The organism is Pseudonocardia hierapolitana, assembly GCF_007994075.1.
Classification (GTDB): domain Bacteria; phylum Actinomycetota; class Actinomycetes; order Mycobacteriales; family Pseudonocardiaceae; genus Pseudonocardia; species Pseudonocardia hierapolitana.
Genome location: NZ_VIWU01000001.1, coordinates 3,228,703 through 3,248,421, shown reverse-complemented (window position 1 = coordinate 3,248,421; position 19,719 = coordinate 3,228,703). Strand labels below are relative to the sequence as shown.

At 74.7% G+C, this 19,719-nt stretch carries 1 protein-coding gene (only partly in view); it reads left to right on the top strand.

What is annotated here, in order from left to right; all coding sequences use genetic code 11:
* A protein-coding gene (locus FHX44_RS15520; RefSeq protein ID WP_147256451.1) for a preprotein translocase subunit SecA crosses the window boundary here: on the top strand, positions 1–19,719 show its 3' portion. It extends 7,878 nt beyond the left edge of the window; 19,719 of the gene's 27,597 nt are visible here — the last part of the coding sequence; its start codon lies beyond the left edge, outside the window; it ends in the stop codon at positions 19,717–19,719.

Sequence of the window (19,719 nt, the reverse complement as noted above, 5' to 3'; positions counted from 1 at the left end):
CTCGCCCCCGGCATCTACGACGTGCAGGGGCAGACCGGGGACATCACGCTCCCGGACGGCCGCACGATCACCAACCACAACGACCGCTTCTTCAGCCACGGCAGCATCTCCGAGGACACCGGCCAGTTCGTGCAGGGCTCGCTGGAGAGCTTCGGGGTCAAGGCGATCACCGAGCTGGAGCCGGGCCGGGGCGGCAGCTTCCACTGCGTCGGGTTCTGCACGGAGACCGTCCCGGGCAACGAGGGCGTCTCGCTGGAGCACTGCCAGGACATCTGCACGGTGCAGAACCCCGGCGGGGTGGATCCGACGCAGCGCGTGTGCTCCGAGATGTGCGAGATGCACGACGAGTTCGGCGGCGACTGGACCAGCAAGTACCCGGCCGGCTACTTCCAGGTCCGGATGATCGGCGACGGCAACATCACGAGCTTCACCCCGGAGGGCGACCCGGCGTACTGCGGTGGCGAGGGCTGCAGGTTCACCCAGGGCTACCGCGACCAGAACGGCAACTACGGGTTCATGACCTGCCACCTCGGTGGCAGCGGCGGTGCCTGCCTCGGCGAGACGATGGGTTCCGACGGGCAGGTCACGAAGCTGGAGTGCCGCGGGTCGGACCGCTGCAACCCGGTCGTGCTGCTGTACCCGAACAAGACCGACCCCGAGAAGTACGGCCTGAACGAGGGCTGGTCCTGCGGCTCGGGCGTCGGGGTCGACGGGTGCGTGTCCAACCGCGAGGATCTGCGGACGGAGGGGCGCGGGGAGGTCACGCCGGGCTGGATGCCGCTGATCGACCCCGGGTACCGGCGCGAGTACCGGGGCACCGAGGCCGACCGGATGCTCGCCGAGATCCTCGCCCCGCTCGGCTACGAGGTGGGCGACCCGCTGCCCCCGCTCGACGCGGCAGCGTACGCGAACCTGACCGAGGAGCAGCGGGAGCTCTACGACTCGGCCCTGCGCCCGCTGACGGACACCGAGAAGGACTTCGCCTCGGCGCGCGCGGTCAACGCCGACGCCGACAACCGGTACGACACCAACACCTACCTCGGGATGCTGCCCGAGCTCGAGCAGGCCACCGGCCGGATCGACGAGGCGCTGCGGAACGGGACGTTCTCGCCGAGCGAGTACGCCGACGAGCTGGCGCTGATCGAGAAGGCGAACATCCGGGCCGAGCGGATGGCGCTCAACCGGGGCATCGCGAACGCGCTGACGACGATGCAGTACCAGCGCCCGTTCATCGACGAGCAGGCCAGGAGCGCGGCGGAGGCCCCGAACCTGCCGGCCGACCTCGAGGTGCGGTCGCTGATCGAGGGCAGCACCGAGCTGCAGGAGGCACTCGGCGTCAACCGGAAGGGCCAGCCGCTCGACCAGCACGGCAACGTCATCGTCTCCAACCCGGAGGAGAAGGCCAGGGCGATCGCCGACGGGGTGCCGTACATCGAGCTCACCCCCACGCAGAAGGCCCAGAGCGACGCGAGCCGCCTCGCCGGGTACGCCCTGATCGGCCACCAGGAGGACCTGCGCAGGCGCACCCTCTCGCTCGAGATGCAGGTCGACTGGCTGCTCGAGCACGGCGCCACGCAGGCGGACGTCGGGCGCGTGGAGGAGCTGGAAGCCGGGATCAACGCCGACAGCAAGACGATCTCCGGCGTCCAGGTCGATCTCGGCACGTTCGTGAAGAACGCGAACCTGCCGGGCGTGGCGCCGGACGTGGCCCGGTTGCGGGAGTTCGACATCGGGATCGCGAGGAACAACGACGAGTCCGTGATGGCCGGGAACCTGGAGCGGCTGAACGCGTTCCAGACCGACCTGAACGATCTGGTCACGAGGCTGTCGAGCTCCGACGACCCGCAGGAGAAGGCACTCGGCGAGACGTTCGGGAAGCTCGCCTCCGTGACCGGCCTGTCCTACGACACGGTCGCCCACGACTCCAGCTTCCGCGACCTCGACGGGCAGCTGGTGTGGCGGGAGAACCCGAACGACGAGGCGCGGCACCTGCTCTCGCTGCCGTCGTCCGGCCGGGCGGACATGGTCTACGTCTTCAACTCGGCGATCAACTCGCCCGGCTACTACGACTACGCCGACGACAAGGTGCGGGAGTTCTACCACCACCGGGACCGGGACGAGATCGCGAACTGGGCCTCGGAGTTCACGGCCGCTGAGCAGGAGGGCCAGCTCTCCACGATCCGGGCGGTGGACCCGGAGACGATGGAGAGCCTGCTCGGCCGGCTGAACGAGGGAGACCAGGAGAAGATCCAGAAGGCGCTCGACGCGATCCGCAGCATCGGCGGGGAGAACGCGGGCGCCGTCGATCCCGGCGAAGCCGGCGAGGTCGGGATCATCCAGCTCTACATCCAGGACCCGAACAAGCCCGACGACGGCTACCCCATGGAGACGGTCCTGTTCCGGGTCCGGGGCGAGGACGGCACCACGAGACTGGTCGACGCCGAGGGCGGGATCTACGACGACTGGGGCGACTACCAGCAGTACAACTCGCTCGCCGACGACCAGAACGTGCTGATGGTGGCGGACCTCGACGCCGAGATCGGCGAGTCCGGCCGCCTGCACGAGGTCGACGGGCACGAGGACCCGGCGTGGAAGACGGCCGGTATCTGGGTCGGCCGGGGGCTCATGGTGGTCGGCGGCGTCGCGTTGATCGTCTCCGGTGTGGGTGCGCCGCTCGGTGCCGCCGCCCTCGCCGCGACGGCGTCGACGATCGCGACCGTCTCCTTCGTCTCGGGTGCCGTGGTGATGGGCGCCACCGCGGGCGGCGAGCTCATCGCCCGGGGCAATCACAACCAGGACACGAGCTGGTCGGACCCGACCGCCAGGTCCCTGTGGATCACGGCGGGGGCCTCGCTCCTGGTCGGCGGCGGCTCGCTCGTGGCCAAGATCGGTGCGCTCAAGGCGGCGGGCGCGGTGCAGGCAGGCGGCACCGCCGCGGCCGTGACCGGCGGCGTGGTCATGGGCGGCCAGATGGTCCACTCCACCTACACCGCGATCCGCGACTGGGAGACGCTCAGCCCGGCGCAGCGCAGGGAGTTCTGGATCGACACCAGCATCGGTGCGCTCGGCCTGCTGGGCGGCGGCGTCAAGATCGCCGGGAACAGGGTCGCGAGCTGGCGGCAGGGCAGGCTCCAGGGCTCCGTCCCGGGCATCAACCAGCAGATCATGGACATGACCGCGCTCCGCGGCGGGCGACGGCCGTCGGTCGGCGAGCTGTCCCGTGAGCTCGGCATCAGCAGGAGCAAGGTGCGCTTCGCGCTGCAGGAAGCCCCGATGGGGCCGCTGCTGAGCAGGGTCGGCCAGCTCACGGCGCGGGCAGGCGGCCGGCCCACCGTCTCCGAGGTCGTGCGGGAGACCGGGGTCAGCAGGGCCGAGGCGCGAGCCGCCCTGCGCGCGGTCGAGGCGGCCAGGAAGCCCGAGATGGTCATGGCCGAGAAGGCGATGGCCCGGCGGGGCGAGGTCACCGTCGAGGAGTTCCAGCGCGGACTCGGACGCTTCACCTCGAAGCGCACCAAGGCCGAGATCGTGCAGCTGATCAAGGACGGCGACCTGCGCGGCTTCACCCTCCGCGACGGCAAGATCAGCTACCGGCCGACGCGCGAGGCGCAGCCGGACTCGGCGACACGGCCGCTCGTGGCGTCGCAGCCCGCGGCGCAGAACGGCCCGCTCACCGATCCGAACCAGGCCCGCGGCGGCGCGGCCGATCCGACCATGAGCCGGGGCGACGAGGCGCTCCCCGAGGTCCTCGCCGAGCAGCCGGCCGAGGCGCAGGGCAGGGCCGCGGGCGAGCAGGGGTACGTCACGTACCGGCCGACGCCGGTGGCCGAGCCCGGCACGGATCCGGTGGCGAACTCCGGACGGGCTGCCCGCGCGATGGGCGGCAAGTCCGAGGTCACGGCCGAGGAGTTCATGGCCGGGCTCGGCGACGATCTGACCCTGTTGCAGAGGGCCGTGCTCCTCGAGCAGGTCAAGCAGGGCAACGTCGACGGCTTCAGCTACGGCGAGCGGGTGGTCAGCGGCGAGCAGGCCGGCGGGGTCGCCCCTGACGTGGCGCCGGCGGCCCAGCAGCCCTACGCGTCGTCGATCGGCGACGGCCGGGCCGGGCCGGAGGCGCCGGCGCAACCCGAACCGCACGCGGGTGGGGACGGCCGCGGCGGGGCGCGCGATCCCGACGCACCGCAGCAGCCCGCCCGTTCGGCCGACGAAGCGCAGACCGGTGCGCGCGAGGCCGGCGCCGAGCGACCGGGCGGTCCGGCCCCCGGCGCGCCCCGGTCCGACCCGGTGATCCCGGGCGGTCCCGGACACGAGGCGCTGCCGGTGGCGCCGAACGGTCAGAGCGCGGGCGGCAAGCGCCCGAGCGGCCCGCAGGGCGGAGCCGAGCAGGACGCGGGCGGCGTCGGGAGCGGCGGGAACCGCCCGGCCGGAACGGTCGGTTCGCCCGATCCCGGCAACCCGGGGGCGCCCGGGACGATGGACGGCAACCACCTCGGCGGCGTGCCCCCTCCCGCCGCGAAGCGAAGCGCACTGCGTGACGCGCTCGAGCAGTGGCGCCAGTCCCGCGAGCAGTACAAGGCCGACTGGCAGAAGGTCCGGGGTTACCTCCGAGGCTTCAAGAAGCAGTCCTACGACGACCTGACCGCACGTTCCGAGGAGGTTGCCCAGCAGGTCGAGAACGGAGAACGATCGTTCAAGGACGGTGTCGTCGAGTGCGTCGCCATCGCGTGTGAGGTGGCGCGCCGGGTCGACCCGGCCAAGAAGCCCCGCAAGGGCCAGATCATGGGTGCCGTCGCGCTCGCGCGGGACGGCCGCGTGGTCGAGATGCTCACCGGGGAAGGCAAGACCCTCACGGGTGCGGTCGCCATCGTCGCCCGCTCGCTGCTCGAAGGGCGAGCCCGCGGGCAGGTGCAGTGGCTGAGCCCGAACGAGAGTTACGCCTGGGATGCGTACAAGCAGGTCAAGCGCATCGCCAAGCCGCTCGGGCTGACGGTCGAGCTGGACACGGCGCAGCGGTCGGGCGAGGGCAGGGCGGCCGTCGAGCGGGCCCACATCAAGATGGGTGCGCTCAGCGAGGAGGCGTTCGGCGTCCTGCGTGACCGCAGCGGCGGTACCGGCGACCGGAGGGCCCCCGCCTGGAGGCTGCTCGACGAGGTCGACCAGCTGCTGCTCGACGACGTCGCGCCGTTCATCCTGAGCGAGCAGATCAAGGGTGCGAAGCCGGCCCTCGCGGACATGACGTGGGCGAAGCGGATCGCCGACGCGGACGTGCTGGCGCCTGCGACGCGGGACAACCCGAACGGGCACTACCACCCGCGCACGTTCCGGCTCACCGAGGCCGGCCGGGAGTGGCTGGACGGCCGGCTCGACGAGCTGGGTGGCGGCGCGCTCGGGCCCGAGGCGAGGGCCGCGCTGCGGCAGCGGGTGGAGAACGCGCTCAAGGCCAGGAACGGGCTGAAGCGCGACGTCGACTACCTCGTCGAGTCCGGCGAGGTCGTCCTGCTGGCCGAGGACAACCGGCCGCTGTACGGGCGCCGGTTGAGCGACGGTCTGCACGAGGCGGTCGAGCTGAAGGAGCTCGGCAGGGACGGGGTCCGTCCCCCGTCGCGGACCATCGACTCGATCACGGTGCGCGAGCTGCTGGCCGAGAGCGGGTGGGCCGGGATGACCGGCACCGTCGGTGGCAAGGCGGGCCGCGGGCAGTTCCGCGCTACCTACGACAAGCTCGTCGTCCACATCGAGCCGTTCCGGCGCTCGAAGCGCGTCGACCACGACCCGGTCAACCACAGGACGGCGGCGGAAGCGCGCCATGCCGCGCTGGTGGATGCGCTCGAGGCCCATGCGAAGGGCTTCCCGGTGCTGATCCGGGTCGGCAGCGTCGCAGAGGCGCTGATCGTGGAGGGCTTGCTCTGGGAGCACGGCGTCGTCCCCCGGATGATCACGGCCAAGGCGATGCACCGGGCGCGCGAGAGCGAGGTGATCGCCCACGCCGGGCGGCGCGGCGCGGTCACGGTGGCCACGGACATGGCGGGCCGGGCCCGCGACATCAAGCTCGGCGGCTCGGTCGAGGCCCTCGTCGCCGAGTTCATGCAGCGCTTCCACCCGGACCTCGCGAGCGGCACGGACGGTTACGCCGCGGCGAGGGCGCGGGCCACGAGGTGGGCGAGGACGCACGTCGCGGAGGAGCTCGCGCTGCTCGACGTCGAGGGCGGCGGTCTGCACGTCATCGGTGTCGGCACCCCGCGCAACGCCCGCATCGAGGGCCAGCTGCGCGGGCGCTCCGGCCGCAACGGCCAACACGGCGTGACGCGGATCCACCGCTCGTGGGAGGACCGCCTGGTCGCCGAGCACGCGCCGGTCGAGTTCGTGGCCGAGCGCGGGCCGGCCGAGGTCACGGGACGGATCGACGGGGCCGCGGCCGACGCGGTGTTCGACCTGGTGCGCCACGACGCCGAGGTGGCGGCGAACGCGCGCCTGGCCGCGGCGCCGCACGGCTCGCACCGCGGGGACCACGTGGCCTCCGTGCTGAGCGGCGCCCAGCTCGCCGAGCTCCCCGCGCTGCCGGCCAACCCGGCCGGCGTCGACCTGCACCACCTCGACGCCCTGCGCGGCGCCGAGCCGGTGCCCGGCCTCACCGCGGAGCAGTACCTGCAGGCCCGCGAGGACGCGCTGCGCTTCGAGGTGGAGCACTACCCGACCTCGCAGGAGCACGCGCTCGCCGCCGACCGGCTCGCGGCGCTGATCCCGGCGCGGGCACTGCGGGAACGCCCGATGACGCCCGCCGATGTGGAGCGGTTCCGGCAGCACGTGCAGCAGGCGACGGACGTGTTCGCGCGCGAGACGGAACTGGCCGACCTGCTCGGGATGAGCTGGTCGGAGCTCGCCGAGGCAGGCGTCGTCGAGGCGGCGGCGTCGCAGGACGCGGACCTCGGCGGCGCGCGTGGGGCGGAGGCTGCGGCGAGCCGGGACTGGGGTCACCGCGAGCTGGCCGATGCGCTCGCAGCGGCCGCAGGCCTGCCGCCGATGTCGGACGAGCCGATCACCGCCGAGCTCCTCGACGAGCTCCGCATGCTGGTCGGCCTGGACCGGTTCGCGATCCTGCGCGGCGAGGCCCCGGGTACGCCGCATGCCGGCCCGCACCGCCCGGGGGTGCTCGTCGCGCACGCGGGGATCGGCCCCGTCCGCGCGCCCGCGGTCAACCCGGTCTCCCGGACGGCCGCGCTCATGGCGCTGGACGAGCTCGTCCGGGCCGGGCACGGCGACCCGCAGGACCGGACTCGCGGGGCCGAGCCGCGCCGTGAGGGCGTCAGCTGGTCGGCGCGGGTGCGCGATCTGGTCCACGAACGTCGGGAAGCCTTCGCCGCAGGCATGCGACGCAGGGCCGCCGTCCGTGAGCTGCGGTCCGTGCTGGCCGGGCTGGACGACCCGGTGCGGACCGGCCGGTCGGACCTGGCCGCGGCGCGGGCCGGGCTGGCCGCGCGGGACGCCGACCTCGCCGCATGGCAGCGGGCCGCGGTGCGCTGGCTCTTCGGCGGTCCCGACGCCGGGTCCGGCCCCGGCGTCGACGGGGTGCGGGAGGCCGTGGTGGCGCGGCTGTTCGGCGTGGACCGGGCCGAGGTCCGGCTGTACGCCACGGACCGGACCGTGCCGGTGGACGCCGCCGGGCTGGGAGAGCCGACCGGATCGTTCGAGGAGCGGCTGGAGCGGCTGATCGCCGAGCTGGCCAGGTTCGAGGGCCTGCTGCGGGCCGCGGCCGACGGCGTCGACGAGGCGAACCGGGTGCTGGTCGAGCGGCAGGCGGAGCGCATCAGGACGCTGGAGGCGGCGGTGCGAGCGGCCGCCGCGGGCGGCGTCCCGGTGGCACGGATCGCCGGGCTCACCGGGCTGACCCCGGAACAGGTCCGCGCGATCGTGGGCGGGAGCCCCGGCCGCGGCTCGGGCCCGTCGGCGACCGGTGGTGGGCCGGTGACCGGCGGCGGGTCCCACCCGACCGGTACGGGGCCGGAGCGGCCGTCGACGCCGCCGGCCGGCTCCGGTGGCAGCGCCGGGATGCGGACGGCCGGGCCGCGCGCGGGCGAGCCCGAGGCGCGGTCGCGCGGCCCGCCGTGGTGGAAGCGCCTCTTCACCGCACGCACGGCCGGGGCGGTCGTGCTGTTCACCGGCGGGCTCGTGGCGACGCTCGCCGCGATCCGGTACGGGGTCGCCGAGCCGGGTGCGTTCGCGGCGGCCGGGGTCTGGTGGTGGCCCGGTCGGCGCGAGGCCGTCCGCAAGCTCCGCGACGACGTCTCCGACGCACGGGCCCGGGTGACGGATGCCGAGAACACCGAGGCGACCGCGCAGGACGCCACGCGCCGGCACGAGCAGGAGCTGCAGGTCCGGCTGGGCTGGGTCGTCCCGCTCGCCGAGCGGCTGCGGCATCTGGGACGCCCCGACGACCAGATCGTCGACGACCTGGCGGGCGCGCTCGCGCTGCACCCGCAGCGGGTGCGCGCGCGGCTGGCCGACCCGGACCTGACCGCCGCGGCGCCGCTCCCGGCGCCCCTCGCCGCCCCGGTGCTGTCGGCGGCCGAGCTGCTGGCGGTGACGCGGGCCGTGGTGACGGTGCGCTCCGCCGACCTCGGCGCGGCACTCGCCCACTGGGACGGGGCGGCGCAGACGCTGGTCCGGACCCGGATCGAGGCCCGGACGGACGTTCTGAGGGCGGCCCGGGACGCGCGCGACGCAGGCGTCCGGCCGGGCACCGTGCGTCGCGCGACCGGCCTGTCCCGGGCCGACATCGCCGCGCTCCCGGTCTCGCCGCCCACCCTGCGGGATGCGGCGCACGAGATCGGGGCCCGGATCGCGTCCGGGTGGTGGGCCGTGGTCGAGGGCGTGCGCGGCGCGGGCCGGTGGGTCGGCGAGCGGCGGCGGGCGTTCACCGCGGCCGTCGGCGCCCGGGCGCTGGTGGCCGTCGGCGGGCTGGGCCGGGGGTGGCGCCGGTTCACCGATCGCGTCCGGGCCGGGCGCGTGCTGCGGGCGCAGATCCGGGGCGTGGCCAGGCTGCGGGCCGTCGTCGGCGTAACCGCGCGGCTGCTGCGCCACGAGCGCCGGGCGGCGGCGAGGGGGATCACCACGGAGCAGCTCGGCTGGATCGGCTGGCTGGCCGCGCTCAACGCCACGCAGCCCGGGATGCGGCTGACCGGCCAGCAGTTGGCCGAGCGCATCGCGCGGACGCTGGGGCTGCCCGAGCGGGCCGTCCGCCGGATGCTCGTGCGGGCGGCCCGGCGTGGCATCGCCGAGCCCCTCCAGAACGGCATCGGGCTCGACCTGGCGATCGCCCGCGTACAGGTCGCGTTCTTCGAGGCACACCCGACCTTGGCCGATGCGCTCGCGGCGCACCGTGCCGCCGAGCGGGCGCTGGCCGCGGGCAGGGCCGAGGCCGTGGAGCGCGCGGTCGGGGCAGGGGTGGCGACGGCCCGGGCGGCTCGCCGGATGGTCCGGGCCGAGCGGGGCCGGGGCGCGGCCGGGTATCGGACGCGGTTGCGGACGAGGCTCGGCCTGGACGTTCCGGTGAGCGAGCGGCTGCGGACACGCCGGGTGCGGGTCGCCGGGTACGTGGTGGGCGCGGGCGTCGGGCTGGCGGCAGGCGGGTTGGTCGGGCTAGTGGCGGCCGGCGCGGTGACCGTCCCGATCGGGTCGATCGTCGCGGCGGCCGGCCTGCTGGCGGCGGCGCGTGCGATGTGGATGCCCAAGCAGGCCCGCGGCCCGCCGTGGAAGGCGTTCTCGGCGGGGCTGCGCGCGCACGCGGTGCGCTTCGGGACGTGGGCGCTCGCCGGCGCGGGCGCCGTGCTCGGTGCGGGGCCGCTCGCGGATCGCCTCGAGCAGCTGTGGCCGGTGTTCGCCAACCAGCCGGGCCTGCTCGGGGTGAAGGCGCTCCTGGTGCCGCTGGTCACGGCCGGGCTGGTGTTCCGCTACGTGCTGCGGCGCCAGTACGCGAACCAGGCGTCCGGGATGCAGACCCGGCCGCGGCTGGCCGCGTGGGGGTCGGCCGTCGCCGCGTACGTGCTCACCGCCGGGTTCGGCCTCGTGCGGGCCTTCCAGCTGGTCACCGGGCCGTGGTGGCTGGTGCCGATCGCCATGGCGATCGCGGTCGGGATCACCAACGCGATCCTGCAGAAGAAGGACACGGGCCGGACCCGGGTGATCAAGGCGCTCGTGTCCGGGTCGCTGTCGGCGGCCGTGACGTTCGTGCTGGGCCTGCTCGGCAACGGGCTGGCTCCGGGAGCGGTCAGCAACCTGATCAACGCGGTCGTGATCGCCACGTTCGTCTACGCCTCGCCCACGGTGATCGCCGAGTACGTCAACGTCTGGGTCGGCAGGCTGATGGCGCCGTACGCGAAGCGGAAGGCGCAGCAGGAGCAGAAGAACGCCGCCGCGGGCACGGGCGACAGCGAGCGGCAGCGGCGCTGGTACATCGCGTGGCTGGACTACAAGAACTTCTCGCCGGTCGACACCCGCCTGCTGTGGCGCAAGGCGTTGGACCCGGTGCTCGCCGGGCTCTCCGCGGTCGTGATCAACCTGGCGTGGGTCGAGCGGGCGTGGGTGCTGGCGAACGACAACTCGCTCGCCGTCGTGCTCGCGCGGTTCGCGGTGATGGCGGCCTCGGTCTGGCTGGTCGGGAAGCTGTGGCGGGACCCGGACGAGTTCCGCAACGGCTTCTACGGCTTCCGCAGCTCGCGCAACCTGCGGAAGCCGAGCCGCGCCCCGCGGTGGACGCTGCTCACCGGCGGCCGGATGCACCACCGGGTGCAGGCCTACCAGCGGGACCTGAACCGCGTTCTCGGCCGGTTCGACCTGACCGGTCGCGACCTCGACCGCGGCCTCGCCCACGACCTCGCCGAGGCGATGTGGGCGCGGATGACCTCGTCGCTCCACGAGCCGCTGAACGAGTGGGAGGCGTTGCCGGACGTCGCGGAGATCGACGATGCGTTGGCGCGCGAGCGGGGTGAGGCGCAGCGGCGCAGGGACCACCACGTCGAGACGGTCGAGCTGGTGGTGCCGATCCTCGCGGCCGACCCTGCTGCGCTGAAGCGGGTCGCCGACCGGTTGCGCCGGGACGGCCGGGGCGCCGACGCCGGGGTCCTCGACTTCCAGCGGATGCTGTCGCAGGAGCTGTGGGCGAGGTTCACCGGTGCGCAGCCCGACCCGGCGGCCACCCCCGCGCCGTCGAGCCGGGTGTGGGCGAAGCGGCTGGCGGACGCGCTCGAGAAGCGCAACGAGCTGCGGTCGACGTACCTGGAGGGCCCGCGGCGGGAGCTGCTCGAGCTGATCAAGCAGCACTACCTGGACAACAACCAGCGCGACAACGCGAACCTGCGGCGGGCCCGTGCGGCGTTGCGAGCCCTCGAGTTCCAGCTGAGGGGCGTGAGCAAGCCGCGCAGCGAGCCCCTCGAAGCGGTCGCGCAGCTGGCCGAGCAGCGGGCGCGCAGCGTCCGCGACGGCGCGGACACCGAGAAGCTCGCGATCGCGGCCAGGGAGCCCGCCGCGAGCCGTGAGCGGCTGGCCGAGATGCGGCAGCTCGAGGCCGGGATGCGGCTGGTGGGGTCCGCGGCGCTGCTGGCCGTCGAGGCCGAGCACAGCCGCACGCAGCGGAGCTGGAACCGCGAACGCCGGCGCGAGGCGATGGCCCGCGCGACGAGCACCCCGCCGAACCGCGCACCGGCCACCCTGCTGGAGCGGCTGCTCCTGCTCACCGGCCGGCGCGGCTCGGCCACCCCTGACCAGCTGCAGGCGCGGTACGGCGGCACCGGCTGGGCGGAGGCGCTGGCCGCGCTCGCCGAGACGGGCGCGCTCGAGGGCGACGCCACGAAGGGCTACCGCGCCACGGCCGAGCTGATCACGCTGTGGCGCGAGGCCGGCCCCCGGTTGCGGCACGCGATGCGCTCGGATGCGGCCGCGCTGCCGGGTGGGGCCGAGCTCGCGCCGCTCACCGTCGACCGGCTCGGGCCCGCGGGCGTGACGGCCGCCGAGCGGGACGCGGTGGCCGCGCTGCACGTCGTGCTGCGAGACGGCCGGCTGGCGTTCAGCCACTGGCAGGACGGTTGGCTCGACGACTTCGGCGGCGCCTGGCGGCGCGTGGCCGGGCTCGGCTACGTGCTGTGGCACGGGGCCGGTAGGCGCGACTGGCCGCTCCCGGCCGATCACCCCGCGGCTCCGATCCGGTTCGCCGCCGCCGTCCGCGATGCCGTCGTGGCGCGTTGGCGGCACCGGGTGGTGCCCGGCCAGCAGCGCCGCCTGCTGCGCGGCCACCTGCGTGGGACCGACGCCGCCGACCGGCTCTACTTCCGGGCACTGCGGGCCGGTGAGTTCCTCGCCGACCAGCGTCCCGGCCGGTCGCTGCGGCCGGAGGCGACCGACCTCCTGCACGCCGCGCGGGCCATCGAGGTCGAGGTGTACGCGCGGCTGGCCGAGGCCCGCGAACGCGCCGTCGACGCGACGGCGGCCGTCGGGTCCTACCCGCACCAGGTCGACCGGACCCTGCGCCCCGCGGACGAGGCCCGTCCGCACGCGCCGGACTCCGACCCGCTGCCGCCGCCCGCGGAGTACTGGCTGCGCGAGATCGCCGAGGAGCTCGCCGCCGCCACCGCCCGGCTCGACCACCTGCACTCCGGTCCCGAGCGCGAGGCGGCGCTGGCCGAGGCCCGGCTGCTCCTGCAGCGCCACGACATCGACCGCGACTACGCGTGGGCCACCCAGCTCTACCGCACGATGGGCGGCTGGAAGGTGATGGAGAAGGCCCGCCTCGCGGCCAAGAACCTGCGCTCCCGCCACGAGGACGTGGTCCACAGGCCGGCATCGGCGCCCGCGCAGGTGCGGGGAGGGCCGGTCGTCCCGCATCGGGACTGGATCGCCCACCCCCACGGCGACGACGAGACCACCGGCCCCGGCATGGCCGCCGCCACCCGGCGCGGCCTGGGCAACCGCACGAACCAGGACGCGGCCGCGCTCGTCACGCTCCCGAACGGCGACCGGGTGGCCCTGGTGGTGGACGGCGTGTTCAGCTACCCCGACTCACAGCTCGCGGCCATCGAGTTCGCCACCGCGTTCCGCGCCGAGCTCACCCGCGCCGACCGGGCCGGCCGCGGCGCCGAGCAGGCGCTCCGCGACGCACACCAGGCCGGCCTGGACGCCCTCACGATGCGGTACACGCCCGAGTCCGGGCACGGGGCCGTGGCCTACCTGGCCGCCTACCGCGGCGCCGACGGAAAGGTCACGATCAGCCACGTCGGCACCGCCCGCGCCTACTTCGTCCCGCTCACCCCGGGGCAGGCCGGCGGTCAGCTGACCGTCGACCACTCCCGCGGCGGGGACATCACCGACGGCGGGATCATGACCCGCTGGGCGGCAGGCGACTACCGGCCCGAGCCGACCGTCACCAGGCCCCCCGGCACCGGACCGGGCCTGCTCGTGCTGGCCACCGACGGTCTCTGGCGGTACCTGCCCACCGCCGGCGATCTCGCCGCAGCCCTCACCGAGACGGTTCCGGGCGGGCGCACATCGATCACCGATCCGGCCGAGGCCGCCACCCGCCTCGCCGAGGCCGCTCGGGCCGCGGGCGGCCGCGACGACCTCACCGTCGCGGTGATGACCGCGATGAACCCACCGCGGATCCCCTCCACGCGGCCGCGGAGCGGCGCGATCGCCGTCACGGTCCCCGATGCGAAGCCGGTGGCGTTGACCGACCCGGAGCGGGCCACGGCCGAGCGGGCGGTGCGGGAGCTGCACCACGCGCAGCCCGGCGCACCGCTGGACGCAGGCGGGGAGGCGTACCGGCGTGCCGACCCGCGCGGCCGATGGGCCGCGCACGGCGTGCGGGTCTACGTGCTGCCGGGGCTTCGGCGGCGGTTCGACCGGTTGACCCGGCCGGGCGACCGCGAGCTCGCGTTGCTGTACTTCGTCACCGAGGACCACACCGGCGTCCGTTCCGTCTTCGTCGACCCCGCCACGTTGGCCGCTGCGGATCGACTGCCCAGCTCGGCTCGCGCGCTGATCGCGGAGCGCGAGCTGGTCCGCATCGTCGATCCCGAGCTGCCGGAGCCTGCGGTACAGGCCATGCCGCTGCCGAGCAGCCGTCGGCTGCGTCGACTCGTCGCCGCCCGCCCGCAGCTCGTCGAGCGGGTCCCGGAGCGGGTGGCCCTCGGTCACGCCGTCGGCGCGGGATTCCGGTGGGCGAGCCGCGACGGCCACCCGGCCCTGCGGCTGACCCGGCCCGTCCGGGACGCCGACCGCGACCTGTACATCGTCGGCCGCCACTACGGAGGAGACCGCAGGCTCGGTCTCGACCCGCTGGCGAACGCCGTCCACCGCCTCGACGACCTGCGCCACCTGCACCGGGCCCACGAGCCGGCGCAGTGGCGCGATGTCCCCACGTTCGAGCTGGTCGCCGCCGCATGGCGGACGGCGGGCGCACCGATCGTGGAGATCGGCGAACTGCGCGTGTACCGCGGCGCAGCGGCCGGTTCCCGGTTGACGCTGGTGACCTGGCGCGGCGAGCTGGTCAACCACCACCTCGACGACGTCCAGGCCGCCAGCCGGTCGGAGGCGGTCACCGAGGCACTGGCCTCGGTGGTGGGCATCACCGGGCAGGTCGGCGCGTTCGACGCGATCGCGACGGGCGTGGTCGTCGCCCCGGACACGGTGCTGACCGTCGCGCACGCGGCCGACGTCGACGCCGGCACGCTGCGCGTCGACGGGCTCCCGGTCACCGCGGTCGAGACGCGGCGCGCCGCCGAGTTCGGGGCGTACGCGGACCTGGCCGCGCGGTCGGTGGCCAGCGCCGCCGAGGCCGGTGCGCCGCTCGCGGACGGTCTGGTCGACCTGGCGCTGCTCACCGTGCCCGGCCTGAGCCGCCCGGTGGCCCGGCTGCGCAGCACGCCGGTGCCGGTGGGTGCCCAGCTCGCCTACGCGGGCCACCCGGCAGGCCAGTGGCTGGTCGGCCACGGCCCGGTGCGAGCGGGCGGTGTGCACCTCACCGTGGCCGCTCCCGGCCTCACCGGCGCGTCCGGTGGGCCGGCACTCGACGGCGACGGCGCGGTGGCCGGCGTCCAGAGCTACGGGAACCCGTCAGGACCTGCCCACTTCATCGGATCCGAGCTCATCGCGGCGTTCCTGGCCACCGTGCGGGCCGCCGGTTCCACCGCGCCCGCGCCGGGCAGTTCCGGCAGCGCGAGGGGCGAGCGCCCGCGTGCGGGCCCGGAGCCGGGTGGCTCCCGCGCGTCGGGCCACACCACCCATCGCCACGAGCGGCCGGACGTCGGACCGCTGCCCGCTCGTGGTGACGGGTCGCCATCCGCACCCGCAGCCGGCCAGTTCGCGCTCGGCGACCACGAGGCCGTCACGCGCTTGCCTGCCGCCGATCGGGGCGCCCGTCCGTTGCCCGGCGAGGAGCTCCCGAACCTGGCGCGTGGCCCGCCGGACGGTCGCGGCGGCGCGGCACAGCGCCGCACCCGGATCGGCGAATGGAACCGGGCGTTCCTGCTCGAACTCGCCACCCTCTCGCCGGACGACGCGCTGCGGGCGGTGCTGGATGCACAGGGCATGTCGGATTGGTCGACCGTCGCGGAACCGGCCGACTCGGGGGACCTGCGGGCGGCGGGGCACCTGCCGATGCACGACGGGATCGACGGGGAGCAGGCCGCGGAGTGGGCCGAGCTGTTCGGGACGGGCGAACGGCCCTTCGTCGGGCTGGCCAGCAGTCGCTCCGGCGCGGACGCGGCGACGTCCGGATCGGACCGCGGGGCCGTTCTGCTGCCGAACCCGTTCCGGCCACTGCGCCGCGACGCCGTGGCCCATCTGCGTTCCGACGCGACGGTGCTGGAGCTGTCGGCGGCGGTCGGGCGGCGCGCGGCGGACATCGCGGCGCTCGAGCGGGCGGCACAGGCCGCACGCAGCACGGGCAGTGATTCCGCTGAGCAATGGGAGGCGATCGCGGGTCTGCTGGCCGATCTCGCCGTGTGGGCCGCGCTGAACGGCATCGACGCCGTCTTCACGGCCACCGGGACCGGTGAGAACTACCTGGTGCTCAACCGGGGGGCGATGCTGGTCGACGCCGTGGTGCGCGCTTACCGCCACAAGCCGCGCCCGGTGTTCCTCGGGACGGGCCCGCGGTACCTCGGCCTGGAGCTGGAGATCAACGTTCCGGAGCGCGCCCGGGCGGCGGCAACCGAGCTCGCGGCCCGGTACCTGGGGGTTCTGGGCTACCTCAAGCGCGACGGTTCCATCGACGATGGTTTCGAGATCGTCACCCACCCCATGTCCTACGCCTGGGCGATGCGCAACTTTCCGTGGGCGATGCTGGCCGAGCTGGAACGGTTGGGCGGCGACGGGGCCGGTGTGGGGTTGCACGTGCACGTCAGTCGCGCCGCCTTCGAGTCTCCCGCGCATGTGTACCGGTGGATGAAGCTGCTGCACCGCAACCGGGACCGGGTGACGGCGCTGGCACGGCGGAAGTCGGACCGTTGGGCGGCGTTCACCGAGTCGGACCGGCGTGCGGTCAGGCACTACGCCGCCGGCGGGCGAGGTGACTCCCGGTACCGCGCGATCAACGTCCAGAACGAGCACACCTTCGAGCTGCGGATCTTCGCGAGCTCGCTGGACCCCCTCGAGGTACAGGCCGCGCTCGGGTTGGTCGACGCTACGGTCGAGTACACCCGACGGCTGTCGGTATCGGACATCGTGGCTCGCGACGGGTGGGATTGGTCGGCGTTCCAGACCTGGTTGGCGGATCACCCCGAGTACGCCCCGCTGGCGCGCGAGGTGGGGCGGGTCGAGGTACTGCCCGCTGGTGCCGGGTCGGTGCAGGTGGAGCCAGGCGGGCCGGAAGTCCCGCTGCCGGGCGGCGACGGGGCCGGTGCGGGGCGTCCGGTCGTCGGCACCGCGCCACCGCGGATCCCTTCCGTCCTGCGGCATGCGGTGACTCCGCGCGGTCCGCCGGCGCGCGCATCGACCGTTCCCGAGCATCGGTCGTCCGGCCTGCGCAGGTGGCTGGTGCGGGTCGCGGTGCTGGCGGTGCTGGTCGTCGCGGTGTTGGTGGGGCCGCTGGCCGCGCCGGCGGTGGCCCGGTCCTGGGTGCCCGGTCCCGCCTCGGGCGGTCTCGGAGTAGTGGTCGCCGGTGGGCTGGCGGTCGCAGCCGCGGCCGCCGTCGCTGCGCGGCGGCGGCCGCGTTCCCGGAACGATGCGGCGCTGCGCCTGGATCCCGAACATGCGGGCGGGATCGTGGCCACCGGTGGCGCGGTGGCCGAGCACCCGCTGACCGACCCCCAACGCGATCGGCTGGTCCGGGCGTTGCGTGGCTCGCGGCGGTCGATGACGCCGCTGGAGGAGCTGACCCTGGCGCTGCCGCGTGCTCCGCCGGGGGTGGAGGTGCTGGTCCGGGACGGGAAATTCCCGGTGCCGGGCGTGATCGCGTTCGGGTGGGCCGAGCGCAGGGCGGTGGTGATCACCCGGGCGGTGGCCGAGCAGGTCGCGGGGCGCTTCGCGCTGGACCCCGAGGGGGTTCAGGCGTGGTGGGACCGGTTGCTGATCCACGAGGTGGAGTTCCACCTGGGCGAGTACCCCGAGCACATCGGTCCCCGGCACGACGCTGATGCCGCGCCGATCGCTGCCGAGTGGTTCGGCTGGGTAGCGCCCCGGGCGCCGCGGCCGATGACCGGCGCCGGCGGTGCGCGCTCCCCGCCGCCGGCAGCGGCCACGGTGTGGATCTGGCGCGAGAAGGGGATGCCGCGGGTCGAGTTCCGGCGCAAGGCGGAGGAGCTGCTGCGACTCGGCGACGCGGGCCGGCTCCACAAGGCGAAGAACCCGGTTGCCCGCGACCCGAGCGTCACCAGGCGATACACCGCAGACCTCGTCACGAGGATCACGACGGTGATCGGTTCGTGGAACCCGGAGCACGCCGCGCGCCTGGTTCGCCGGGTGACGGAGCTGATGGACCCGGACCACGTTCACGAGCTCCAGTTGGGCGGCGAGGATGCGGCGGCGAACATCCGGATGTTGGATCGGTTGACCAACCGGGGCATCGGTAGTCGCCAGCTGCGGCCGCAGCTGATGTCCCTGCCCGATGGCACGCCGGTGCGGATCGACGTCTTGGACATCGCGGATCTCGGTGGCCAGATCAGCACGGTCGTCGGTGAGGGCGAGCTCACCTACCGCCGGCTGATGGGCATTCTCGGCGTTCCGAAGGCGGTCCTGCGCGGGGCGGTCCGAGAAGACGACACCCTGCGAGAGGTCGGTCGGAAGCACGCGGTCCGCCGCGTCGGCAGCCGCGATGAGCGGTGGAGCGGGTTGCGGCTCAACCCGCTGTCGTTGGTGGGCGGCGTCGCGATGTCGGGCCTCATCGGTGGCTGGGAGATCGCTGCCGCGACCGTGCTCGGACTCGCCGCGTTCCCACTGGTCCTGATCGGGATCAAGGTCGTGGTGGATGCTCTCCGGCGCCCGAACGCTCACGCCGCGCGGGGAACGGACACCGGGGACGTCCTGGAGCCGGCCGCTCCGGCGGCTCACGAGACCAGCGGGCCACCGGGTGCGCGGAAGCCGCCGGGATCGCACATGCCGGAGGAGGACCTGGCGCCCGCGCTGCGTGGCGATGAGATGACGTTCGAGCGCCGGGACGAGCTGGCCGCGGCCCTGTCCGTCGAGGTTCGGCTGCCGGGTGAGAGGACGGGCAGCCGGGTGCTGCTGGACGCGCAGTCCTTGTTGTTCGACCGGACGGGCCGGTTCGGGGAGTGGGTGCAGCGGCGGACCCGCCGCAGCGGGCCGGACCACCACGACGACCCGCGGCGGGTGCTCAAGACGTTCGTCCTGGTCACGCGTCGGCTGTTGCTGGACGACCGGCGGTTGCGCCGGCTGCCGATCCCGTCGCTCGTGTGGCGGGGGCTGGACGTGCGGGTCGAGGACCCCACGCTGCGCCCGCTCGCCGTCGACGCCGGGTTCCGGTGGGAGGGCGGGATGCTGCACCTGTTCGTGAGCGACGCCGAGGGTGCGGTGCACGAGGTGGTGGAGTCCGTGCTGGCCGGGTTCGCCGGTTTCCCGAAGGACGTGCGGCACGCCGTCGCCGTCCTCGCCGAGCGCGCTGCCGACCCGGACGCGGATCCCGCATCCTGGCTGACCACCCGCACGCTGCGCGATCTCGACCGGCTGGCCCGGGGGAACCCGGCGGCGCTGGACCGGTTGATCGCCGACCACGAGCGCGTCCTCGGCGTCGACGTCGACGTGGTCTTCGCGGAGCTGCCGGCGTGGCGGGAGGTGGCACGAGCCTACGTGGAGCAGTTCCGGGCGGCGGCGGTCGCGCGGATCCCGCACCGGGACGTGCCGAAACGGGTGGTGCACCGCGAGGCGAAGGAGGCCCTGCGCGAGTTGCGGAAGCTGGCCCGTGAGCTGCCCGGGTTCACGCGCGCGGACCGCTGGCGGTTGCGAGAGATCCGGGCCTTCTGGAACGACGACGTGTACGAGGGGGTGATCCCGCAGATCGCGACCCGGATGAAGCGTGTGGCGGCCCGGCGGCGGCTGGCGATCAGCGACGCGGAGCTGCTCGCGCTCGCCGCGCGCCTGGACATCTGGAGGTCGCTGCTCGGGCACGACTCCGAGGAGGCGAGGGACCTCGTCGAGCAGGTGTGGGAGCGGCTGCTGCCGGTCGAGCTCCACGAGGAGTTCCGGCTGTTCCGGAGGCCGTCGGGCGCGGGCGGCGGCTGA